Raw genomic sequence first — 23,427 nt, forward strand, 5'->3', positions numbered from 1 at the left:
GGGCGCCATGTCCGGACTCGCGCCAAGTCCACCCCACGCCCACAACCAGGAGACCTACGTCACACATCTCACCCACGCCTCCCACAGCCGTGATCGATCCGCAACCAATTCCGGGCTTGACCGAGACCCATCAACCCCCCATGTGATTACGCTCCGGACCATGGCCGACACCCCCCGACACGTCCCGCCCCCGGACAGTCCCGCAGCTGAGCGCCCCGCCACGGAGCCCCCCGTCACCGACCGCCCCGTCTATGTCATAGGCGGCGGACCCGGCGGACTCTCCGTCGCACACGCCCTGCGCGCCCGGGGACTGCGTGCCGTCGTGCTGGAGAAGTCGGACCGGGTCGGGGCCTCCTGGCGGCGGCACTACGACCGCCTGCGACTGCACACCACCCGGCGCCTCTCGGCCCTGCCCGGGCTGCCGATGCCGCGCCGGTTCGGACGCTGGGTGACCCGCGACGACGTCGTGCGGTACCTGGAGAAGTACGCCGAGCACCACGACCTGGAGATCGTCACCGGCGTCGAGGTCTCCCGCGTCGAGCCCGCGCCCGACGGCTCCGGCTGGCTGCTGCGCGCCACCGGCGGACGTGAACTGACCGGCGCCGCCGTCGTCGTGGCCACCGGCCACAACCACACCCCGCGCATTCCGCACTGGCCCGGCCGCGACACCTACACCGGCGAGTTCCTGCACGCCGGCGAGTACCGCAACCCCGCCCCGTACGCCGGCCGCGACGTCCTGGTCGTCGGCATCGGCAACACCGGCGCCGAGATAGCCGTGGACCTGGTCGAGGGCGGCGCCTCCCGGGTACGGCTGGCCGTACGGACCGTGCCGCACATCGTCCGCCGCTCCACCGCCGGCTGGGCGGCCCAGTTCACCAGCATTCTCGTACGGCGGCTGCCGGTCCGCCTCGTCGACCGGCTCGCCCGCCCCATGGCGAAGCTGAGCGTGCCGGACCTGGCCGAGCAGGGCCTGCCGCGCCCCGACAGCGGGCTCTACAGCCGGGTCCGCGAAGGCGCGATCCCGGTTCTCGACGTCGGCCTCATCGACGCCGTGCGCAAGGGCCGGATCGAGATCGTCGCCGCCGTCGACGCCTTCGAGGCCGAGAAGGTCGTCCTCGCCGACGGCACCCGCGTCTCGCCGGACGTCGTCGTCGCGGCCACCGGATACGTCCGCGCCCTGGAGGACCTCGTCGGCCACCTCGGAGTCCTCGACGAGCGCGGCAGACCGGTCGTCCGGGGCCGCCGCACCCCCGCCGACGCCCCCGGCCTGTACTTCACCGGCTTCACCAACCCCATCAGCGGCAACCTCCGCGAGATGGCGATCGACGCCCAGAAGATCGCCAAGGCCATCGCCGGCGACCGCGACGACCGCCGACGGGCCTCCCGGCTGCCGGTGACCTAGCCGTCCTCAACTCTCTTGCGTAGATCTCCTGTTACTTGTGAGTCATAAGTTGCGGGAGATCTCTGTACCGCGCCCTCGTGCGGAGCCAGAATGTGAGCCCTGTTCAGCTTTTCGGCTCCACTTTCCAGCTCCACTCCCTCTCGCTACGACGGAGGACGCACGTGGCACGCGAAAGACAACTCTCCCGCCGCTCCCTGCTCGGCGGCGCCGCCGCCACCGCCGGCGCCGCGGCCCTCACGGCAACGACCGCCGGCACAGCCTCGGCAGCCGCTTCCCGAACGGTCGACGTCGCGATCGTCGGCGCCGGACTCGCCGGACTCACCGCCGCCCGCGACCTGGTGGCCGCCGGCAAGTCCGTCGTCGTCCTGGAAGCACGCGACCGGGTCGGCGGCCGGGTGCTGGGCCTGAACCTGGCGGGCGGCGGCGTCACCGAGGGCGGCGGCGAGTTCATCGGCCCCACCCAGGACCGCATCCGGGCCCTCGCCGACTCCCTCGGCGTACAGACCTTCACCACCTACAACACGGGCAACAACCTCCTCTACAAGGACGGCAAGAGGACCCCGTACGCCACCGACGGCATCCTCGGCTCCGTCCCGCCCATCGACGCGGCCGGGCTCGCCAACGCCGCGATCGTGCAGGCCAAGCTCGACGACCTGGCCAAGGAGATCCCGGTCGACGCGCCCTGGACCGCCGCGAAGGCCGACGAATGGGACCGGCAGACCTTCGAGAGCTGGCTGCGCGCCAACGCCGTGATCCCGTCCGCCAAGTTCCTCTTCGACGTGGCCTGCACGTCGATCTTCTCGGCCGAACCCCGCGAACTCTCCTTCCTGTTCGTGCTCTTCTACATCGCCGCCGCCGGCAACTCCGCCAACCCCGGCACCCTGGAACGCCTCACCGAGACCGCGGGCGGCGCCCAGGAACTGCGCTTCGTCGGCGGCTCCCAGCTGGTGCCGATCAAGCTCGCCGCCACGCTCGGCGACCGGGTGGTGCTCGGTGCCCCGGTGCGCACCATCGCCAGGTCGGGCGCCAGTTACGTCGTGACGGCCGACGGCATCACGGTCACCGCCGGGAAGGTCGTCGTGGCCGTACCTCCGCCCATCGCCGCCCGCATCACCTACGACCCCCTCCTGCCGGCCGCCCGCGACCAGCTCACCCAACGGCTGCCGATGGCCTCGGTGGGCAAGGCCATCGCCATCTACGACACCCCCTTCTGGCGTGCCGACGGCCTCAACGGTCAGGTCGTCAGCGACACCGGCGTGATCAGCTCCACCTTCGACAACTCCCCGCCCGACGCATCCTTCGGCGCCCTGATGGGCTTCATCGAGGCCGACGAGGCCCGCAAGCTGGACGCGGCGAGCGAGGCCGAGGTGCGGGCGGCGGTGCTGAAGGACTACACGACGTACTTCGGCGCGAAAGCGGCCTCCCCCACCTCCTTCGTCCTGCAACGCTGGAACAACGAGGCCTACACCCGCGGTGGACCCGTCTCCATCGCCGCGCCCGGCGTCCTGACCCAGTACGGCCCCGCCCTGCGCGAGCCGGTCGGCGGCATCCACTGGGCCGGGACGGAGACCTCCACGTACTGGATGGGCTTCATGGACGGGGCGGTGCGGTCGGGCGAGCGGGTGGCGAAGGAGGTGCTGGCGGTGCTGTGAGTGCGCCGCCGGGGCTCGTCCTCGCACCGGCCCCGCCGGGCACGGAGTGCTGTTCCGCTCAACTTTGCGTGCACAGCCGTTCCTGACTGAGCGTCAGTTCCTTTAATCTGACACTGCGTCAGTTAATCGCTGTCACACAGGAGCGGGCGGACCGATGCTTGGATCAACCCACGGCACCCTCACCACCGACTCCCGCCGGGCCCGGGTCATCGCCTGTGGCGAGCAACCCGGGCCCGCCGTCCACGGCCGGCCCGCCGAGGTCGACGATCTCGACGTCAGCGGCCGTCCCCTGTACTGCGACGTGCCCGATCTGGACCGTCTCTTCCGGCCCGAGTCGGTCGCCGTGATCGGCGCCTCCGACGCCGAGGGCCGGCCGAACACCGGTGTCACCCGCCAGCTGATCGCCTGGTCCGAGCGGGTCGGCGCCCGGCTCCACCCGGTGCACCCGAGCCGTACGTCCGTCTTCGGCATCCCCTGCTCCGCTGCCGTCGCCGACCTGCCCGAACAGGTCGATCTCGCCGTGCTGCTGGTCGCCGACCCCCTTCCGGTGATCGAGGAACTGGCCGAGACCAAGGTGAAGTTCGCCGTCGTCTTCGCCTCCGGGTTCGCCGAGACCGGCGAGGAGGGCGCCGCCGCGCAGGACCGGCTCAGCGCCGCCGTCGAGCGGTCCGGGATGCGGCTGCTCGGCCCCAACACCAACCTCAACGCCTTCGAGCGGTTCCGCGACGACCTCGACGGTCCCGCGATCGCCCTCATCACCCAGTCCGGCCACCAGGGCCGTCCCGTCTTCGCCCTCCAGGAGCTCGGCATCCGCCTGTCCCACTGGGCACCGACCGGCAACGAGGCCGACCTGGAGTGCGCCGACTTCATCTCCTACTTCGCCGAGCGGCCCGAGGTCGGCGCCATCGCCGCCTACGTCGAGGGCCTCAAGGACGGCCGCGCCTTCCTGCTGGCCGCCGACCGCGCCGCCCGCCGCGGTGTGCCGGTCGTCGCGGTCAAGGTGGGCCGCACCGAGACCGGCGCCCGCACGGCCGCCTCGCACACCGGCAAGCTGACCGGCGCGGACGCGGTGGTGGACGCGGCGATGCGGCAGTACGGCGTGATCCGCGTCGACGGCCTCGACGAACTCCAGGACACCGCCGCCCTGTTGGCCCGCGCCAGGGCGCCCCGCGCCGACGGCGTCGTCGTCTACTCCATCTCCGGCGGCACGGGAGCGCACTTCGCCGACCTGGCGACCGAGGCGGGACTGCGGCTGCCGGCGCTGTCGGAGGCCAAGCAGGCCGAGCTGCACCAGTGGATACCCGAGTACCTGAGCGTGGCCAACCCGGTCGACAACGGCGGCCATCCCGTGGGCGACTGGCGCGGCCGGAAGATCATCGACGCCATCCTCGACGACCCCGCGGTGGGGGTGCTGATCTGCCCGATCACCGGGCCCTTCCCGCCCCTCAGCGACCGGCTCGTCCAGGACCTCGTGGACGCCGCCGAGCGCACGGACAAGCTGGTCTGCGTGGTGTGGGGATCGCCGGTCGGCACCGAGCCCGCCTACCGCGAGGTCCTGCTCGGCTCCTCGCGCGTGGCGACCTTCCGCACGGTGGCGAACTGCATCACCGCCGTGCGCGCCTACCTCGACCACCACCGCTTCGTCAGCGGCTACCGCTCCCCCTTCGACGAGGCCGCGCGCACCCCCTCGCCGTCCTGCCGCAAGGCGCAGGCACTGATGCGCCCGGGACAGCAGCTGAGCGAGCACGCGGCGAAGCAGCTGCTGCGGGCGTACGGGATCCGGGTCCCGCGCGAGCAGTTGGTGACCAGCGCGGCGGCGGCCGTACGGGCGGCGGGGCTGGTCGGCTACCCCGTGGTGATGAAGGCATCCGGCGCGCGGATCGCCCACAAGACCGAGCTCGGCCTGGTCAAGATCGGGCTGACCTCCGCCAGCCAGGTCCGCGACGCCTACCGCGAACTGACCGACATCGCCCGCTACGAGGACGTCTCCCTGGACGGCGTCCTGGTCTGTCAGATGGTCGAGCGGGGCGTCGAGATGGTCGTGGGCGCCACGCACGACGAGCTGTTCGGACCGACCGTGACGGTCGGGCTGGGCGGGGTGCTGGTGGAGGTGCTGAACGACACGGCCGTACGCGTGCCGCCCTTCGGGGAGGAGCAGGCCCGGGACATGTGTGCCGAGCTGCGCGGGCGGGCCCTCTTCGACGGGGTCAGGGGGCGGCCACCGGCGGATCTCGACGCGCTCGTGGAAGTCGTCCTGCGGGTGCAGCGCATGGCACTGGAACTCGGGGACGAGCTCGCGGAGCTCGATATCAACCCGCTGATGGTGCTGCCCAGGGGCCAGGGCGCGGTGGCCCTGGACGCGCTGGTGGTGTGCCGCTGACATGACTACCGACCGTGAGATGGGCATGCCCGATTCCCCCCGTGCGTCCGGAAATTCCGTCGATTCATTGGTACAGCACGCCACTGACAGTCAGATCTGCCGCATCACCCTCAACCGGCCCGAGGCCCTCAACGCCCTCACCCCCGACCAGCGCGACCGCGTCGTCGAGCTGCTCGCCGGCGCCTCCGCGGACCCGGACGTGCGGGCGGTGGTGCTGACCGGCACGGGCCGCGGCTTCTGCGCGGGCGCCGACCTGCGCGGGACGCCGGCCGGCACGGAGCGGGTCGCCGGTGACGTCGCCCGTACGATCCGGCTCGGCGCCCAGCGGCTGATCGCGGCCGTACTGGACTGCGAGAAGCCGGTGATCGCCGCCGTCAACGGCACCGCGGCCGGCATCGGCGCACATCTGGCGTTCGCCTGCGACCTCGTGCTGGCCGCGGAGTCCGCACGGTTCATCGAGGTGTTCGTACGGCGCGGCCTCGTCCCGGACGGCGGCGGCGCCTACCTTCTCCCGCGCCTGGTCGGCACCCACCGCGCCAAGGAGCTGATGTTCTTCGGTGACGCGCTCACCGCCGCGGACGCGGAGCGGCTGGGCCTGGTCAACCGGGTCGTCCCGGACGGGGAGTTGGACAAGACGGCCCGCGAGTGGGCCGAACGCCTCGCCGCCGGACCGACCCGCGCACTCGCCCTCACCAAGCAGCTCGTCAACGCCTCCCTGGAATCCGACCGCGCCTCCGCCTTCGCCGCGGAGGCGGCCGCGCAGGAGATCAACATGACGACACAGGACGCACGGGAGGGCGTGGCGAGCTTCGTGGAGCGCAGGAGTCCTGAGTTCAAGGGGCGTTGAGGTCGACGCCCTCGCACACCCCTTCCAATCTGACGAGCCGTCAGTTTCAATGGGTGTCGTGATGGGACACGCAGGGATGGCGGCCGCCGCCGTCCGCTATCTGAGGTCGGCCGACGCGCCGCCCGTGCAGGCGCTGCCGCGCCCGGCGCTGCGCTGTGTCGGCGAGGACGAGCGCGCGCCGGTCCCGCAGGACGAGTTCCGGCGGGTGCTCGGCAGCTTCGCGACCGGCGTGGTGGTGGTGACGGCCCCCGCCGGCACCGGGGCCCCGCACGCCCCCGCGGGCTTCGCCTGCCAGTCCTTCTCGTCGCTCTCCCTCGACCCGCCGCTGGTCGCCTTCATGGTCGGCCGTACGTCGACGACATGGCCGCGCATCGCCCGCGCGGGCGTGTTCTGCGTGAACGTGCTGAGTGCCGGTCAGGGCGGGCTGTGCCGCGCCTTCGCGGTGAGCGGTGCCGACAAGTTCGCCGGGGTGACCTACGACGCCGCCCCCGTGTCCGGCTCCCCCCGCCTCGCGGGCACGCTCGCGTGGATCGACTGCACGATCCACGCGGTGCACACGGGCGGCGACCACCTCATCGTCGTAGGACGGGTGGACGCCCTCGGAGTGAGCGACGGGGACGAACCACCGCTGCTGTTCCACAAGGGGCGGTTCCTTTAGCCCCGCCCCCTTCCTGAGCAGCCATCCCCACCCTTCCTAAGCAGCCATCCCCACCGCCGCCGGCTTCCGCCTGATCACCAGCGCCATCAGTGCCGCCGCCGCGCACAGCGCCCCGGACGCGTACCAGACCATGTCGTACGTGCCGAAGACGTCCCGCGCGACCCCGCCGACGAAGGCGACCAGTGCGGCGCCCACCTGGTGGGAGGCGAGGACCCAGCCGAAGACGATCGCGCTGTCCTCGCCGTACTGCTCACGGCACAGGGCGACGGTCGGCGGGACCGTGGCGACCCAGTCGAGGCCGTAGAAGACGATGAAGAACAGCATCGGCGGGTGGACGCTCGGCGCGAGCAGCATCGGCAGGAAGAGCAGGGAGATGCCGCGCAGGGCGTAGTAGACCGCGAGCAGGCGGCGCGGTTCGAAGCGGTCGGTGAGCCAGCCGGAGAAGATCGTGCCGACGACGTCGAAGACGCCGATGACCGCGAGCAGCGAGGCGGCGGCCGTGATGGGCATGCCGTGGTCGTGGGCGGCGGGCACGAAGTGGGTCTGGATGAGGCCGTTGGTGGAGGCACCGCAGATCGCGAACGTGCCGGCCAGCAGCCAGAAGGGGCCGGTGCGGGCGGCCGAGAAGAGGACCGTCACGGCCCGGCGGGCGGCGCCCTGCGCGGGCGGCGGCTTCGGCACGAACTCCTCCGAGCCGTACGGCGCAAGGCCCACGTCGGCGGGGTGGTCGCGCAGCAGCAGCCAGACGAAGGGGACCACCGCGAGGGCCGCGAGGGCGACCGTGACGACGGCCGGGCGCCAGCTGTGGTTCTCGACCATCCAGGACAGCAGGGGCAGGAAGATCAGCTGGCCGGAGGCGGAGGCGGCGGTGAGGATGCCGGTGACCAGGCCGCGCCGCTCGGTGAACCAGCGGTTGGTGACGGTGGCGGCGAAGGCCAGCGCCATCGAACCGGTGCCGAGCCCCACCAGCAGACCCCAGCACAGCAGCAGCTGCCAGGCCGCCGTCATCCAGTACGTCAGACCCGAGCCGACCGCGATCAGCGTCAGGGCCGCCGCGACGACCCTGCGTATGCCGAAGCGGTCCATCAGCGCGGCGGCGAAGGGAGCGGTGAGGCCGTAGAGCGCGAGGTTGATGGAGACGGCGGCCCCGATCGTGCCGCGCGACCAGCCGAACTGCTCGTTCAGCGGGTCGATGAGCAGTCCCGGCAGGGAGCGGAAGGCGGCCGCGCCGAGGATCGTCACGAAGGCGACGGCGGCGACGAACCAGGCGCGGTGGAAACGGGGACGACGCGGCCTCGTCGGGGACGTGGCCGCGGTGGCGGCGGTGGCGGGGGTTGTCTGCGTCACGACAACGAGCTTCGGGCCTGCGCCGCCCCGGAGCCATTGGCCCGAAGGACAGCATTCGCTAGGATCGGGCCATGAGCAGTGAGCCGGAGCACCGTACGCCGTCGGATTTCCGCCCGCACCGTGTGGTCGTCCTCGCACTGGACGGGCTGCTCCCCTTCGAGCTGGGCATCCCGCACCGGATCTTCGGCCGCCCCAAGGACGCCCGCGGGCGGCACCTGTACGAGGTCGTGACCTGCTCGATCCGACCGCCGGGCCCCGTGCGGACCGACGCCGACTTCGCCATCCAGGTCGAGCACGGCCCCGAGGCGCTGGCCACCGCCGACACGGTGATCATCCCGGCGTCGTACGAACTCGGCCCGGTCTTCGAGGAGGGCGTGCTGACCGACGAGCTCGCCGCCGCGTTCGCCCGCATCCGCCCCGGCACCCGGCTCGCCTCCATCTGCACCGGCGTGTACGTCCTCGCCGCGGCGGGCCGGCTCGACGGGCGCCCGGCGACCACCCACTGGGCCGACGCCGAGCGCTTCCAGCGGCTGTTCCCGCGCATCGAGGTCGACGCGGACGTGCTCTTCATCGACGACGGCGACGTGCTGACGTCGGCCGGGGTCGCGGCCGGAATCGACCTGTGCCTGCACATGGTGCGCCGCGACCACGGCACGGCGATCGCCACCGAGGTGGCCCGCCGCACGGTCGTACCGCCCCATCGCGACGGCGGCCAGGCGCAGTACATCCACCGCCCGGTCCCCGACCCGCAGCAGTCGTCCACGACCACGGCCCGCGCCTGGGCCCTGGGGCGGCTCCACGAGCCCATCCAGCTGCGGGACATGGCCGACCAGGAGTCCATGTCGGTGCGCACCTTCACCCGCCGTTTCCGCGAGGAGGTCGGCAGCAGCCCCGGCCAGTGGCTCTCCCAGCAGCGCGTCGAACGCGCCCGGCACCTCCTGGAGTCCACCGACCTCTCGGTCGACCAGGTCGCGGACGCCGCGGGTTTCGGTACGGCCCAGTCGATGCGGCAGCACCTACAGGCGGCACTCGGGGTCACGCCCACCAGCTATCGGCGCACCTTCCGCGCCGCCGGCAAGGCCGACCGCCAGGTCACCGGGCGCACCTGAGACGTCCCGCCGGGCCTCGCCCCACCAGCCGAGCACGGTGAGCAGCAAGGTCAGCGACACACCGGCCAGGACGGCCGTGGACGGCGCGACCACCTGGAGCAGACCGCCCGCGAGGGATCCCGTCGCCGCGTAGCCGGCGCCGGCGGCCGCGTACAGCACGGAGTACCCGGCGGCCAGGGCGCTCTGCGGCAGCGCCTCGCGCAGGGACAGATTGCGGGTGATCAGCGCGCCCGACTGGAGCACGCCCGCGAGGACGAGGGCGACCGTGATCCCGGCCGCGCCCGGTATCAGCGCGACCAGCGCCACGAAGACCGCCATGCCGCTGATCAGCACCGCACTGCGCGAGCGCAGCCGCCCCGGCCAGGACCGCAGGCCGTACAGGAACGCACCGAGCCCCGCCCCCACGGCCATGCCCGCCAGCATCGGGCCGGACCAGCCCACGCCGATGCCGCGCTGCTCCAGCAGTGCGGGCAGGGTGAGTTCGGTCAGGCCGAGCAGGGTGATGCTGGCCGCGCCGGTGACGTACACCGGCCAGGCGTGCAGCAGTACGCGGGTCTTCGCCCGGCCCGTGTCCCCTTCCTGGTCGCCGCCGGCCCAGCCCGCGGGCAGCAGCCAGTGTCCCGCGATCGACGACGCCATGCAGGCCGCCGCGAGGAGCAGCGGCACCCGGGGCGCCACCGCGAGGGCAAGTCCGGCGACGGCGACCGGGGAGACGGCCCACACGCCGGACATCAGCATCGACTCGGCGGACAGCGCCTGTGCCACGGCGCGCTCCGGAACCAGTGACGTGAGCAGCGCGCGCTGTCCGCCGGCGGCCGCCGAGGGGGCGGCCCCCGCCAGGAACGCGAACGCCCCCAGCACCACGGGGTGCGAGTCGGCGAAGATCCCGAGTCCGGTGAACCCCAGCGCCCCGCCCGCGAGTCCGAGGACCAGATGACGCCGGCCGCGAGCCGGGTCCAGGCGCATCCCGAGAACCGGGGCGCCGACGATCTCGCCGAGCACATAGGCCGCCGCGAGCGTCGCGCCCAGGGTGTAGCCGCCGGGCCGCTCCCGGACCAGGAACACCAGCGCGAGCGGCGTCATGGCGACCGGCATACGAGCGGCGACGGCGGTCAATGCCCAGATCAGCACCTGCTTGGTGGCGACGTCTCGATAGGTCATGAAGATGACGGTAAGTGCCGCCACCGACAACACGGCAGCCGTTTTCCGGGCCTGTGGAAAACCCCGCCGCGCGGCCCCCGGGGACCTCGCGACCTCAGAACGTCAGCACCCCGCGCGCCACCTTCCCCGCCTCCGCGTCCGCCGCCGCCCGTTCGAACTCCTCCACCGGATACGTCTGGGTCACCAACTCGTCCAGCATGAGCCGCCCGGCCCCGTACAGCTCGGCGTACAGCGCGATGTCCCGCTGCGGCCTCGACGACCCGTAGCGGCAGCCCAGGATCGACTTGTCGAGGTACATCGAGGACACCAGGAAGGACGCCTCGGCGGTGGCCGCCGGCACCCCGAGAAGTACGGCCTGCCCCTGCCGGTCCAGGAGATCGACGGCGGCCCGGATCAGCTCGACGCGCCCCACGCACTCGAAGGTGTGGTCGGCGCCCGTCGGCAGCAGGTCCCGCACGCCCTCCACCGACGTCAGGAAGTCCGTCGCCCCGAACTGCCGCGCCACCGCCTCCTTCGCCGGGTTGGCGTCGACCGCCACGATCCGCAGCGCGCCCGCGATCCGCGCGCCCTGGATGACGTTGAGCCCGATCCCGCCCGCGCCGATCACGACGACGCGGTCCCCGCGGTCGACCCGCGCCCGGTTCAGCACGGCCCCCACCCCGGTCAGCACCCCGCACCCGATCAACGCGGCGGACGGCAGCGGAATGTCCTTCGGGATCCGCACCACCTGCACGGCCTTCACCACGGTGCGTTCGGCGAAGGCGGAGTTGGACGCGAACTGGAACACGGCCTGCTCGCCCCGCCGGAACGGCCTTCCCGGCCGCCCTATGGCCTGCCGGCACATGGTCGGCCGCCCCCGGTCGCACTCGGCGCACGCACCGCAGTTGGCGAGCGTGGACAGCGCCACATGGTCCCCGGGCTCGACATGGGTGACCCCCACACCGACGGCCTCCACCACCCCCGCGCCCTCATGGCCCAGCACCACAGGAACGGGGAAAGGTATGGTTCCGTCCACCACCGACAGGTCGCTGTGGCACAACCCGGCCGCCGAGACGGCGACCAGCACCTCGCCCGGCCCCGGATCCCGTACCTCCAGGTCGTCCACGACCTCGACCCGCTTGCCGTCGAACATCACTGCGCGCATCAGACGACCCCCTTGGGCTCCCTGGGCAGACCGAGCACCCGCTCGGCGATGATCGTGCGCTGAACCTGGTCGGAACCGCCGTAGATGGTGTCGGCGCGGGAGAACAGGAACAGATGCTGGGCGTCGTCGAGTTCGTACGGCGTCGAGGGCGCCCACTCCCGCGGCCCCGCGCTCGCCGAAGCCCCGCGCACCTGCATCGCCAGTTCCCCGAGCCGCTGGTGCCAGCCGCCCCACAGCAGCTTGGCCACGCTCGGCGCGCCCGCGTCGCCCGAACTCCCCAGCGTCCGCAGGGCGTTCCACCGCATCACCCGCAGCTCGGCCCACTGCCGCACCAGCCGGTCCCGTACGACGGGATCCGCCGCGGCGCCGGACCGCACGGCCGCTCCCACGACCCGGGCCAGCTCCCCTGCGAAACCGATCTGCTGGGCGAGCGTGGAGACCCCGCGCTCGAACCCGAGCAGACTCATCGCGACCTGCCACCCGGCGCCCTCACCGCCGACGACGTGCTCGGCGCGCGCACCGTCGAAGAAGACCTCGTTGAACTCGCTGGTGCCGGTCATCTGCCGGATCGGCCGCACCTCGATACGCCCCGGCTGGTCCATCGGGACGAGCAGGAAGCTCAGTCCGCGGTGGCGCCGGGAGTCCGGCTCGGTGCGGGCCAGCACGAAGCACCAGTCCGCCTCATGGGCGAGGGAGGTCCAGATCTTCTGCCCGGTGACGCGGTACGTCCCGTCCGAGGCCCGCTCTGCCTTCGTACGCACCCCGGCGAGGTCCGACCCCGCCCCGGGCTCGCTGTACCCCTGGCACCACAGCTCCTCGCCGAGCGCGATCGGCGGCAGGAACCGCGCCTTCTGTTCCTCGCTCCCGTGCGCGAGCAGCGTCGGCGCGAGCAGCTTCTCCCCGATGTGCCCGGACCGCGCGGGCGCCCCCGACCGCGCGTACTCCTCGGCCCACACGACCTGCTGAGTGAGCGTGGCGACCCGGTTCCCGAACCCGCCCTCCCCCCACCCGAGCCCGATCCACCCGCCCTTCCCGAGGGCCTGTTCCCAGGCCCGCCGGTCCTGCGCACTCCCGGCATGCTCGGAGAGCCACGCCCGCACGTCCGCGCGGAACGTCTCGTCCTCGGCGGCGAATTGAAAGTCCACTGACCTCTCCTCTTGATGCCGGACTGCTGAAACCCCCAGGGGCGCGGGGAACCGCGCGACCAGCCACAACAGGCCCGCAGCCGCCCCACGACGAACCGCCCCGGACTATTGGGCGTTCGGCCGGTCCCCCGAGCGCGCGGCCCTCTCCATCGCCTCCACCCGAGCCAGCATCGGCATCGGATCCACCCCCACGGACCCCGGCAGAACCTCCGCGATCCGCTCCGGCGTCCACGCCCCCTCGGCGTAGGCCGAGCGCAGCTCCCGCGGCTGCGCCCACACCGCGATCCTCGGCCCGGCGACGGTGTACACCTGCCCGGTCACCTCGTGCTCCCGCGCCGCGTCCGACAGCAGGTACACCACCAGCGCGGCCACGTCCTCCGGCTCCCCGATCTCCGCGAGCTCCATGGGAACGTTGGCGGACATGCGCGTACGGGCGACCGGCGCGACGGCGTTCGCGGTCACCCCGTACTTGTGCAGGCCGAGCGCCGCGCTGCGCACGAGCGAGATGATCCCGCCCTTCGCCGCGCTGTAGTTGGCCTGCGAGACCGACCCCTGGTGGTTGCCGCTGGTGAATCCGATCAACGTCCCCGCCCGCTGCCCCCGCATCACGGCCGACGCGGCCCGGAACACGGTGAACGTGCCCTTCAGATGGGTGGCGACCACCGGGTCCCACTCCTCCTCGGACATGTTGAACAGCATCCGCTCGCGCAGGATCCCGGCGACGCACACGACTCCGTCGAGGCGTCCGTACGACGACAGTGCCGTGTCCACGATCCGCTGTCCGCCGGCCATGGTGGAGACGTCGTCGGCCACGGCGACCGCTTGCCCGCCCGCCGCCTCGATCTCCTTGACCACGGCCTCGGCGACCTCGCTCGTGGGCGAGGCCCCGTCCATGGACACCCCGTAGTCGTTGACGACCACCCGCGCGCCCTCGGCCGCGGCGGCGAGCGCCACCGCCCGTCCGATGCCCCGCCCGGCGCCCGTCACGGCGACGACCTTGCCTGCCAAGAAGTTCCCCACGCCCCGGCCCCTTCCCGCAGTTTCTGACGGTCCGTTAGATTCGACTTGATTCTACGACCCGTCAGATACGCGGAGACAAGCCCCGGGGAGGGACTCATGTCACTGCCGGACGCGTTCCACGAGATCGCCAAGCGCGTGAACAACTGGGGGCGTTGGGGCGCCGACGACGAGATCGGCACCCTGAACCTCATCACCGACGACGTCGTCCGCGAGGCGGCCGCCTGCGTCCGCACCGGCCGCCGCGTCCCGCTCGCGCTGCCCCTGAAGGAGGACGGCGTGCAGACCGGGATGATCCCCGGGCGCATCAACCCCCTGCACACGATGGTGCAGATCAACCAGGAGCTGTTCGGCCCCGGCACCGTGGCGTGCAGCGACGACGCCGTGACCATGGGCCTCCAGGCGGCCACCCACTGGGACGCGCTCACCCATGTCTCGCACTCGGGCCGGCTCTACAACGGCCGCCCCGCCGGCACCATCACCGCCCACGGCGGCGCCGAGTTCAGCGGTATCGACAAGGCGCGGCACATCGTCTCGCGCGGGGTGCTGCTGGACGTGGCACGCGCGCGTGGCGTCACCCGGCTCGACGGCGGGCACGCGGTCACGCCGGAGGACCTGGAGGCGGCCGAGGAGCTCGCGGGCACGCGCGTGCGCGCGGGCGACATCGTGCTCGTAAGGACGGGGCAGATCCAGGTGCTTCTCGCCGGCGACAAGCACGCGTACGGCTATCCCTCGCCCGGTCTGTCGATCCGTACGCCGGAGTGGTTCCACGCGCGCGACGTGGCGGCCGTGGCCAACGACACCCTCACGTTCGAGATATTTCCGCCCGAGACAGAGGATCTGTGGCTGCCCGTGCACGCGCTCGACCTGGTGGAGATGGGGATGCTCCAGGGGCAGAACTGGAACCTGGAAGAGTTGTCCACAGCCTGTGGACAAGAAGGCCGCTATGCGTTCCTGCTGTCGGCGATGCCGGAGCCCTTCGTCGGCGGCACGGGCACACCCGTCGCGCCCGTGGCGGTGCTCTGAGGTCCGGCGAGGCCGGTTGGCGGCGCGGTTCCCCCGACCTCCGGCCGCGCCCGAACGGGAGATGCCCCTTCCTCCCCGGGCACGGCACCGCGCGCCGCCATCCGACTCCGGCGCACCCGCCCCGGCCTCTCCTGGCCCTGGAGAGACCGACGCCGATTCACGACCCGCTCTCGACAAGGGCTTCCGTCACCGAAGTCCTCGCCGTCCCCTCACGGCGAATCGCTGACCACAAGCGTGATCAACCGGACACGCGGCGTCAACACCCACTCGGGGATTTGTTGCTTACGCCCTGTTTCTCGAAGGCGCGCACAGAAGCATGCCCGGGCGCATCCAGACATACCCGAGCTCAGGGGACAGCGCTTTCTGCAACTGTGCTCCGAATCCGCCGGAGTTACGGCTCCGTGCGCCCGTCACACCGCCTCGTACGCGAGCCCTTCGTAGGCCGAGGACCCGCTGCCGTAGGCCGCGGCGGCGCTCTGCGAGTCGGCGTCGCGGTCCAGTTCGCACCAGATCCGCTTGCCGCCGCCCTCGGAGCACCAGCCCCACCGGTCCGCGAGGCCGTCGACGAGGGCGAGGCCCCGGCCGCCGGTGGCGTCGCCGTCGGCGCAGCGCGGCACGGGAGCGCGGCCGCTGCGATCGGCGACCTCCAGTCGGACGGTGGCGGCGTCCTGGGCCGCTCCGGGAAGGGACAGGCGCAGCACGGCCGGACAGCCGGTGTGCACGACGGCGTTGGTGACCAGTTCGGACACGAGCAGGATCAGGGTCTCCGCGAGCGGCTCGTCGGCGCCTATCCCGGACCCGGCGAGCCGGGAGCGGGCCCACCGCCGGGCTCGCCCCACCTCAGCGGGGTCGGGCCGGATCTCCAGCTGCACTTGAAGCACCTGCACCGCTCACACCATCCGAACCGGCGGACACAAAGCCCCGCGCCTCACGAGGGCCACGATCCTAGCCATTCTTTTCATGACCAGATCAATGGCCGGAGCCAGGGTCACGGAACGTGAATCCCTTAGCTGACAGCATGGTTGACGTACAGTCACCCCAACAAGCGCTTCGGGCATATTCCAGCGTGAAGGAGTACCCGTGCGGCATACTGTGCGACGCTTGTCCCGGGGAGTCGAACAGGCTGGGGCAGACCGCCCACGCGCCTTGCGAACAGCGGCGCGCACCGCCGGATCCGGAGCCGCCTCAAGGGCAACTCCGGCATGGCTCGTGCTCGGAACCACTCGCATCTCACACAAGGTACCGGAGCGGACGCCCGACTCCAGGCCGTGACGAGTCACACGTAGGACACAACCCGATATCAACGCTCCGTAATTCCGGTATGCCACGATCCGCGACATCCATTTCGGCGCTGTCGGCGATACCGCAGACCAGGGGCCTTCAGGCCGAACCGAGGAGAAGCTCGGCGGCCAACCGTTCCTCACTCTCCGTAGCGTCACTCGTACGGTGCGTTCGCACCCATGCGCGCTTCAGATGAAGATGGACCTCGAACTCCCAGGTGAATCCCATGCCGCCGTGCACCTGGAGACAGTCGCGGGCGCCCCGCACTGCGGCGTCGTCGGCGAGCAGCCGCGCGGTGTCGATGTCGGCCGGGTCGGCGGTGACGGCGGCCGCGTAGACGGCGGCGCGGGCGGTCTCGGTGCGCACCAGCATCTCCGCGCACAGGTGCTTCACCGCCTGGAAGGCTCCGATCGGCCGGCCGAACTGCTCACGCGTCCGGGCGTGTTGCGCGGCGAGTTCGCACGCGCGTGTGGCGCTGCCCAGTTGTTCGGCGGCGGTGAGGAGCACGGCGGCGGGGTCGGCGCCGGGTGCTTCGGCAGCCCGGCCCGGAGGGGAGTCGGGCACCCGGTGCAGCGGGGTCAGCGGATCGACCGACCGCAGCGGTACGGCCCCGGCGTCGTCGCCCCGTACGACATCCGCCGCCGGCAGCCACTCCACCAGCCCGCATCCGCCGACGTCCGTCACGACCGTCTCGCCGGTGGCCGCGCCCGGCACCTCGGCCGCCGCGAGGTGGGTGGCCACGAGCGGCCCCGGCAGCAGCGCTCGCCCGGCCTCCTCGAAGGCCAACACCGCCTCGGGCAGGCCGAGTCCGACGCCGCCCTCGCTCTCGGGCAGCCGCAGCGCGAAGAACCCGGCCTCGCCGAGCTCCCGCCACAGCCCCTTCTGAAGTCGCCCGGGCGTCTCGACGGCGGCCCTGAGCTGCTCGGGCCCGAACCGCCGCGCCAGCAGCTCCCGCACCCCGGTCCGCAACGCCCGCTGGTCATCGGTCAGTTGGAAACGCATCCGTCACCGCTCCTTCGGCAGCCCGAGAATCCGCTCGCCCACGATGTTCCGCTGGATCTGCGAGGTGCCGGCCGCGATGGTGTACGACAGCGAAGACAGCCGGTCGGACATCCACGGCCGGTCGAGGTCCAGCGAGGCGGGCCCCAGCACCTCGGCGGCGGCGTCGAAGAGCTCCTGGCGGGCGTGCGAGTACCTCAGTTTGAAAACCGAACCCCCGACGCCGGGTATGCCGTCGGCGGCCTCCGCCTCGCTGACGTTCCACTGCGTCAGCCGCCACAGCGCCCGGAACTCCGCGTTCAGCCGCCCGAGCCGGCGGCGCAGCACCGGGTCGTCCCAGCGGCCGTTCCCGCGGGCCTCGGCGGCGAGTTCGCGCAGCACACGGCGGCAGGCGACCACTTCGCCCACGAAGGCCGTGCCGCGCTCGAAGGACAGGGTCACCATCGTCACGCGCCAGCCGTCGTTCTCCTCGCCGATCCGGTTGGCGACCGGAACCCGCACCTCGTCGAGGAACATCTCGGCGAACTCGGTGGTGCCGGCGAGGGTCTTGAGCGGCCGTACGGTGATGCCGGGGGCATCCATGGGCATGGCCAGCCAGCTGATGCCGCGGTGCTTGGGGGCGTCGGGGTCGGTGCGGACCAACAGCTCGCACCAGTCGGCGACTTCGGCGTGCGAGGTCCAGATCTTCGACCCACTGACCACGTAGTCGTCGCCGTCCCTGCGCGCATGCGTGCGCAGTGCCGCGAGGTCGGACCCGGCGTCCGGTTCGCTGAAGCCCTGGCACCAGACCTCCTCGCCGCGCAGGATCGGGGGCAGCCAGCGGGCCCGCTGCTCGTCGGTGCCCTCGGCGGCGATGGTCGGCCCGGCGTGCAGCAGCCCGACGAAACCCGCGCCCACATAGGGGGCGCCCGCCTTCTCGGTCTCCTCCAGGAAGATCAGCCGCAGGGTCGGGGACGCGTCCCAGTGGACGTCGCCGTACCCGGCGTCGTGGAGCATGCGCTGCCAGCCGAGGTCGTGGGCGCGACGCCCCGGCCAGTCCTCGGGGGACGGCTTCGGCGGCAGTGTCGGCAGCGCCTTGGCCAGCCACTCCCGCAGCCGGGTCCGGAACTCCTCCTCGTCCGGGGTGTACGCGAGGTCCATGTGGCGCCCCTCCATATCTGATGAACCGTCAGATACAGCTCTGCGGGAAGGCTAAGTCCCGCACCCCTGGACCGACAAGGCATCCCGCCCTACGCTCTGCCCACGATCTGACAGACCGTCAGTTCTGATGTGGACACCACGACCGCTTGGTGGCAGGGGGCCGTCATGAACGACACCGCGCACGCCCTGAGTTCCTCCCGCACCCTCTGGGATCTCCTCGCCCGCCGCGCCGACCTCGGCCCCGACCGCCCGGTCCTCCTCCAGGACGACCGCACGCTGACCTTCGGCGCGCTGCACGCGCGTGCCGAGCGCGTCGCGGCCGGCCTGTACGACATGGGCGTACGCCCCGGCACCGTCGTCGCCTGGCAGTTGCCCACCCGCATCGAGACGGCCCTGCTCTCCTTCGCGCTGGCCCGCCTCGGCGCCGTGCAGTCGCCGGTCATCCCCTTCTACCGGGACCGCGAAGTCGGCTTCGCGCTGCGGGAGTCGAAGGCGGAGTTCTTCGCGGTGCCGGGTGTGTGGCGAGGCTTCGACCACACCGAGATGGCCCGCCGCCTCGGCGCGAAGGGGATCTTCGAGGCGTACGACACCCTGCCCGACGGCGATCCGGCCGTACTGCCCCCGCCGCCCGCCGAGGGCACCTCGGTGCGCTGGATCTACTGGACCTCGGGGACCACCTCCGACCCCAAGGGCGTCCTGCACACCGACCGCTCGCTGATCGCGGGCGGCTCCTGCCTCGGGCACGCCCTGCGCCCCACGTCCGCCGACGTCGGCTCGATCGCCTTCCCCTACGCCCACATAGGCGGCCCCGACTACATGGTGATGGTCCTGCTGTACGGCTTCCCCACGGTGCTGTTCGAGCAGTTCGCGATGCCTGACGCGCTCGCGGGGTACCGAAGGCACGGCGTCACGATCGCGGGCGGCTCGACGGCGTTCTACTCGATGTTCCTCGCCGAGCAGCGCAGGCAGCCGGACGGCGCGAAGGCCGTCCCCACGCTGCGGCTGCTGGCGGGCGGCGGGGCGCCGAAGCCGCCTGAGGTCTATCACGCGGTGGTCCGCGAGATGGGCGTGCAACTGACCCACGGATACGGCATGACCGAGGTGCCGATGATCACGATGGGCGCGCCGGACGACACCGCGGAGAACCTCGCGACGACGGAGGGACGGCCGCCGCGGGAGATGGAGATCCGGATCGTCGAGGGGGAGGTGCGGCTGCGCGGGGAGGCGGTGTGCCGGGGCTATCTGGATCCGGCACAGACGGCGGCGGCCTTCGACGAGGACGGCTTCCTGCGCACCGGCGATCTCGGGCATCTGACCGACAGTGGGCATCTGGTGCTGACCGGCCGCCTGAAGGACGTCATCATCCGCAAGGGCGAGAACGTCTCGGCGAAGGAGATCGAGGACCTGCTGCACCGGCATCCCGCCGTCGGCGACGTGGCGGTGATCGGGCTGCCGGACCCCGAGCGCGGGGAGCGGGTCTGCGCGGTCGTGGAACAGCCGTCCGGCGCGCCGGAGCTGACCCTTCAGGCGCTGACGTCTTATCTGCGCGAGGAAGGGCTGTCGACGCACAAGCTGCCGGAGCAGCTGGAGGTGGTGGACGCCCTTCCGCGCAACGAGACCCTGCGGAAGGTCCTCAAGTACAAGCTCAGGGAGCGGTACTCGTCGGGGTCGTAGGGCTACTCGGGGACGGTGAAGTAGCGGGCGAAGGCCGTGACGACCTCTCCCTCGGCCACCTTGCCGTCGCCGTCGGTGTCGAGCGTGCCGGCGGCGGCCTGCGCCACGTCCTGCGGTACACCGAGGCAGACCAGCACGCGGGCGGTGTCGGTGACGGTGGCGGCTCCGTCGCCGTCGGGGTCGGCCACGGCGAGGGCGGCGTGCAGGAAGGGACGGGCGATCTCGGCGAACCGGTCCGGATTGTCGCGCAGGCGCTTGACCGCGCCGTTCACGAACTCCTCGCGGGTGATCCGCTGGTCGCCGTCGCGGTCCGCTATTCCGGCCATGCCCTGCCAGAAGGCCTCGGCACCGATGTACAGGGCCTGGCCCTTGTCGGAGCGTGCGGTGGTGCCGAACTCCGCGAGCAGCGCCTTGGCCGCCCCGACGAAGTCCTCCCGGTCGATGTAGCCGTTGCCGTCCTGGTCGAAGCCGGCGAACCGGGCCGCGATCCTGCGCTCGTACTCGCTGCTGACCATGTCTTTTCGGGCCGCCTCACTTCGTCGGGTGCATCTGTCACGGAGCGTACGACGTCAGGGGCCGTCCGGGCGCGGGAAAGGGGCCGTTGTGCCAAGACCGGGGGAATTTTGGGACAACGATGTGGCACTGACGTGCGGAACGGCGTACGCGGGGCGAGCGCTCAGGCGGACAGCGGTCCGGCCTCGTCCTTGACCGCCGAGGCCAGGTCGGGGTGCACGTCGAAGAGCCGGCGCACACCCAGCGCGCCGAGGACCCGGTTCACGTGCGACCCCTCCGCCGCGCCCTGCGCCGGGAGTATCAGCCGCAGGCTGCCCTGGCAGGAGCGGATCAGCCGCCGGGCGGCTATGAGCACGCCGACGCCGCTGGAGTCGCAGAACAGGACCTCGGAGAGGTCGAGGACGAGGCTGTGACGTCCTTCGGCCACCACGTCATGGATGTGCTGGCGCAATCCGGGCGAGGTCACCAGATCCAGCTCGCCCGACACCTGGAGCACGGCCCAGTCGCCGCGCTCGCCGCCGGTCACTTTGAACGTCACCACCATGCCCCTCGCTCGCTGAAACGGAAGCGACACCTACGCTTCCTTGCAGCGCGGCTGCCCAGCGGCTGTTCCCTGAAACGCCCTCCAGAAAACGGTCACCGTTCAGAAAAGGCTTGTTCCCATCGCATTCGATCCTGTTCGATCGTGTCTGATCATGTGGTGACCGGGTAGCCGAGCGACGCGAGCCTCTCCACCGGAGTGCGACCGGAGTGCGAGGAGTCCCCCTATCACGAGTGCGAGGTGTGTCACCAGCCATGGCTCTACAAGGGGCGCACATTGCGACAAAGGGGCGTGCGCGTCCGACCGTGCCGACTACATTCGTGGAGACGGCACACGCACGCTGGACCGGGACGGACCGGTGAGGGGGCCTTATGGCGAAGAAGGACGCACCGCCCCGCTGGGACCGCAAGATGCAGCAGCGGCTGGCGCGCGGCGAGGCGGCCGCGCTCGGCGAGCTCTACGACCGGTTCGCCTCGCTCGTGCACGGCCTCGCCCACACCGTGCTGGGCGACGAGCGCGCCGCCGACCACGTCACCCGTGACGTGTTCGCCCATGTCTGGGAGCACCCGGACGCCTACGACCCCAAGCAGGGACCGCTGCGCTCCTGGGTCGCCACGCTGACCCACCGCCTCGCCGTGCAGCGGCTGCGCGCCACCGAGACCGCCGCGCTCGCCGAGGCCGGCCAGGGCTCGACGGAGGAGCTGGAGCGCAAGGTGCGGCACGCCTCGGTCGCCGCCCGCGCCGACTACATCGTCCAGTCCATGCCCGTGCCGCTGCGCGCCGCCCTGGAGCTGGCCTACTTCCAGCGCCGCGACTACCGCCAGACCGCCGCCGACCTCGGCGTCACCGAGGACGAGGCCCGCCGCCGGCTGCGCCTGGGCCTCCAGCTGCTGGCCACCGCCCACGACGCCGGAACCGCCCCGGGGGCGCCACCGGGATACGGGGGTGCGGCGTGAACGAGGCCGGACGCTTCGAGGCGTACGACAACGATGACAACGACGACGACAACAAGCCGTACGACGACTCTCCCCACGGCGACGCGCATCACAAGGACCAGGAGGACAACGACCCCGCGGACTCGAACCGCGCGGCCGACGGCATGAACAGCAGCGGCGACGGCGACGACCAGCACCCCTCGACGAAGCCGGAACCGGACCGGCCGCCCCGCATACCCCTGCCCCGGGCCTCCGTCGAGGACACCGGACGCCCGCTGCCCGACGCCGTGCCGCGGCCCGCGCCGCTCGTCCTGGACCACCGCGTGCTGAAGTCACTGCTCGGCGCGTGGGCGCTGGCCGCCTGCTCGCCACAGGAGACCGCTGCCGTGGAGGACCACCTCGGCGGCTGCGGTTCCTGCGCGGACGAGGCGCTGCGGCTGCGCGAGGCGGTCGGCCTGCTGCACCCCTCCGAGAGCCTCGACCTCGACCCGTCCCTGCGCGCCCGAGTCCTGGCGGGCTGTCTGGAGCGGCGCCCGCCGCGCATCCCGGTGCCCGCGTGGGCGACGCCGTACGACGCGGAGACTGCCAGGCTCGACGCCCTGCTCCAGGACTTCGGGGACGCCGAGTGGCACGCGCCCGTGCGGCTGCGGTGGTTCCGCGGGGACGAGCCCACGAGCCGTCGTACGACCGTCGCCGGAGTCATCGCGCATCTACTGACGGTGGACGGGCTGGTGGCGGTCGCGCTCGGCCTCGCGGACCCGATGGGCGAGGTGGCCGTGGACCGGGCGACCCCGTCCGGGCGCACGGAGGCGTACTGGCGGGCCTCGCACTACCCGCCGACGCGCGCGGTGCGCGCGCCCTGGCGGGAGCAGAGCCACGACCTGGTCCGCACGGTGTCCTTCACGGGCGGCGGCACCGGCAAACTGTCCGTGCCCTACGGCGACTTCGAGCTGCCGCTGCACGACGCGATGCTGGACCGCGCCTTCGAGACGTGGGTGCACGCCGAGGACATCGCCGACGCGGTGGACTACCCCTACGAGCCGCCGTCCGGCAGCGATCTGCACCACATGGTGGACCTGGCGGCCCGCATGCTCCCGACGGTGCTGTCGGCCCGCCGCCAGGCCGGTCTCGCGTCCCCGCCGCCGGGTCCGCACCGCCACCTGGTGCCCGCCGGCGAGCCCGGCCGGAGTCTGCGGCTGGAGATCGAGGGTTCGGGCGGCGGCGAGTGGCTGATCCCGCTGGACTCCCCGGCGGCGGTGGGCTCCGCGGAGCACGAGGTGGCCCATGTGGCGCTGGACGGCGCGGAGTTCTGCCGACTGGCGGCGGGCCACGTGCCGCCGGAGGAGGCCGCGGCGGGGCAGGTCGGTGACCGTACGGCGATCAGGGACGTACTGTTCGCGGCGGCGAGCCTGAGCCGGATGTGAGGGGTCGGGCACGGATTCGTCGGCGGCTGCGG

20 protein-coding genes are annotated in these 23,427 nt (G+C 72.2%); 10 read left to right on the forward strand and 10 right to left on the reverse strand.

The features are described 5' to 3' along the window. Positions 1-160: 160 nt before the first annotated feature. The 5 genes from PGH47_RS18930 (at position 161) to PGH47_RS18950 (ending at position 6,939) form a co-directional block, all read left to right on the forward strand. A complete protein-coding gene (locus PGH47_RS18930) occupies positions 161-1,402 on the forward strand; it encodes a flavin-containing monooxygenase (RefSeq protein WP_271664422.1) in 1,242 nt (413 codons plus the stop codon). A gap of 161 nt (positions 1,403-1,563) precedes the next feature. Next, positions 1,564-3,054, forward strand: coding sequence for a flavin monoamine oxidase family protein (locus PGH47_RS18935; protein WP_271664423.1), 1,491 nt, complete (start codon positions 1,564-1,566; stop codon positions 3,052-3,054). A 154-nt stretch (positions 3,055-3,208) separates the two neighbouring features. Continuing rightward, positions 3,209-5,434 carry an acetate--CoA ligase family protein gene (locus PGH47_RS18940; RefSeq protein ID WP_271664424.1) on the forward strand — a complete coding sequence of 742 codons (2,226 nt, stop codon included), beginning with the start codon at positions 3,209-3,211 and terminating at the stop codon, positions 5,432-5,434. A gap of 25 nt (positions 5,435-5,459) precedes the next feature. Further along, positions 5,460-6,281, forward strand: a complete 822-nt coding sequence (locus PGH47_RS18945) for an enoyl-CoA hydratase/isomerase family protein (RefSeq protein ID WP_443048614.1) — start codon at positions 5,460-5,462, stop codon at positions 6,279-6,281. A 61-nt stretch (positions 6,282-6,342) separates the two neighbouring features. Beyond that, positions 6,343-6,939: a flavin reductase family protein gene (locus PGH47_RS18950; protein WP_271668093.1), complete on the forward strand. Its 597-nt coding sequence runs from the start codon at positions 6,343-6,345 to the stop codon at positions 6,937-6,939. 36 nt (positions 6,940-6,975) lie between these two features. Here the strand turns inward: PGH47_RS18950 and PGH47_RS18955 are convergent, their stop codons facing one another. Continuing rightward, positions 6,976-8,286 carry an MFS transporter gene (locus PGH47_RS18955; protein WP_271664426.1) on the reverse strand — a complete coding sequence of 437 codons (1,311 nt, stop codon included), beginning with the start codon at positions 8,284-8,286 and terminating at the stop codon, positions 6,976-6,978. 71 nt (positions 8,287-8,357) lie between these two features. Here PGH47_RS18955 and PGH47_RS18960 point away from each other — a divergent pair, with 71 nt between their 5' ends. Continuing rightward, positions 8,358-9,395, forward strand: a complete 1,038-nt coding sequence (locus tag PGH47_RS18960; protein WP_271664427.1) for a GlxA family transcriptional regulator — start codon at positions 8,358-8,360, stop codon at positions 9,393-9,395. Here the strand turns inward: PGH47_RS18960 and PGH47_RS18965 are convergent. From PGH47_RS18965 to PGH47_RS18980, 4 genes are all read right to left on the reverse strand, one after another. Then, positions 9,303-10,556, reverse strand: a complete 1,254-nt coding sequence (locus tag PGH47_RS18965; protein WP_271664428.1) for an MFS transporter — start codon at positions 10,554-10,556, stop codon at positions 9,303-9,305. The two genes, PGH47_RS18960 and PGH47_RS18965, sit on opposite strands and share 93 nt — an antisense overlap. A gap of 94 nt (positions 10,557-10,650) precedes the next feature. Beyond that, positions 10,651-11,700 carry an alcohol dehydrogenase catalytic domain-containing protein gene (locus PGH47_RS18970; RefSeq protein ID WP_271664429.1) on the reverse strand — a complete coding sequence of 350 codons (1,050 nt, stop codon included), beginning with the start codon at positions 11,698-11,700 and terminating at the stop codon, positions 10,651-10,653. Further along, entirely contained in the window at positions 11,700-12,845 is a 1,146-nt protein-coding gene (locus tag PGH47_RS18975) for an acyl-CoA dehydrogenase family protein (protein WP_271664430.1), read from the reverse strand. Before PGH47_RS18975 ends, PGH47_RS18970 begins: the two co-directional genes overlap by 1 nt. A gap of 105 nt (positions 12,846-12,950) precedes the next feature. Then, complete coding sequence (locus tag PGH47_RS18980; RefSeq protein WP_271664431.1) at positions 12,951-13,865, reverse strand: SDR family NAD(P)-dependent oxidoreductase; 915 nt, start codon at positions 13,863-13,865, stop codon at positions 12,951-12,953. 96 nt (positions 13,866-13,961) lie between these two features. Here PGH47_RS18980 and PGH47_RS18985 point away from each other — a divergent pair, with 96 nt between their 5' ends. Further along, positions 13,962-14,888 carry a cyclase family protein gene (locus PGH47_RS18985; protein WP_271664432.1) on the forward strand — a complete coding sequence of 309 codons (927 nt, stop codon included), beginning with the start codon at positions 13,962-13,964 and terminating at the stop codon, positions 14,886-14,888. Between the two features lie 410 nt (positions 14,889-15,298). Here the strand turns inward: PGH47_RS18985 and PGH47_RS18990 are convergent, their stop codons facing one another. From PGH47_RS18990 to PGH47_RS19000, 3 genes are all read right to left on the reverse strand, one after another. Then, a complete protein-coding gene (locus tag PGH47_RS18990) occupies positions 15,299-15,760 on the reverse strand; it encodes an ATP-binding protein (RefSeq protein WP_107905992.1) in 462 nt (153 codons plus the stop codon). 508 nt (positions 15,761-16,268) lie between these two features. Further along, entirely contained in the window at positions 16,269-17,171 is a 903-nt protein-coding gene (locus PGH47_RS18995) for an acyl-CoA dehydrogenase family protein (protein ID WP_271664433.1), read from the reverse strand. A gap of 3 nt (positions 17,172-17,174) precedes the next feature. Continuing rightward, positions 17,175-18,308 (reverse strand): acyl-CoA dehydrogenase, encoded by a 1,134-nt coding sequence (locus PGH47_RS19000; RefSeq protein WP_271664434.1) that lies wholly within the window; start codon positions 18,306-18,308, stop codon positions 17,175-17,177. Between the two features lie 165 nt (positions 18,309-18,473). Between PGH47_RS19000 and PGH47_RS19005 the strand changes: the two genes are divergently transcribed. After that, on the forward strand, positions 18,474-19,982 hold the full coding sequence (locus PGH47_RS19005; protein WP_271664435.1) for a class I adenylate-forming enzyme family protein: 1,509 nt from the start codon (positions 18,474-18,476) through the stop codon (positions 19,980-19,982). A 2-nt stretch (positions 19,983-19,984) separates the two neighbouring features. Here the strand turns inward: PGH47_RS19005 and PGH47_RS19010 are convergent, their stop codons facing one another. Together PGH47_RS19010 and PGH47_RS19015 are read right to left on the reverse strand one after the other, a co-directional pair. Next, positions 19,985-20,497, reverse strand: coding sequence for an EF-hand domain-containing protein (locus PGH47_RS19010; RefSeq protein WP_107905996.1), 513 nt, complete (start codon positions 20,495-20,497; stop codon positions 19,985-19,987). A 161-nt stretch (positions 20,498-20,658) separates the two neighbouring features. Continuing rightward, the gene (locus PGH47_RS19015) at positions 20,659-21,039 is read right to left on the reverse strand and encodes an STAS domain-containing protein (RefSeq protein WP_030952270.1); all 381 of its coding nucleotides are present in this window, start codon (positions 21,037-21,039) and stop codon (positions 20,659-20,661) included. Positions 21,040-21,407: 368 nt separating this feature from the next. On the opposite strand from PGH47_RS19015, the gene PGH47_RS19020 reads away from it, so the two are divergent. Both PGH47_RS19020 and PGH47_RS19025 read left to right on the forward strand, forming a co-directional pair. Next, the gene (locus PGH47_RS19020; protein WP_271664436.1) at positions 21,408-21,992 is read left to right on the forward strand and encodes a sigma-70 family RNA polymerase sigma factor; all 585 of its coding nucleotides are present in this window, start codon (positions 21,408-21,410) and stop codon (positions 21,990-21,992) included. A gap of 143 nt (positions 21,993-22,135) precedes the next feature. Then, the gene (locus PGH47_RS19025) at positions 22,136-23,395 is read left to right on the forward strand and encodes a zf-HC2 domain-containing protein (RefSeq protein WP_271668094.1); all 1,260 of its coding nucleotides are present in this window, start codon (positions 22,136-22,138) and stop codon (positions 23,393-23,395) included. Positions 23,396-23,427 lie beyond the last annotated feature (32 nt).

It is taken from the genome of Streptomyces sp. HUAS 31 (genome assembly GCF_028198125.1).
GTDB classification, from domain to species: domain Bacteria; phylum Actinomycetota; class Actinomycetes; order Streptomycetales; family Streptomycetaceae; genus Streptomyces; species Streptomyces chartreusis.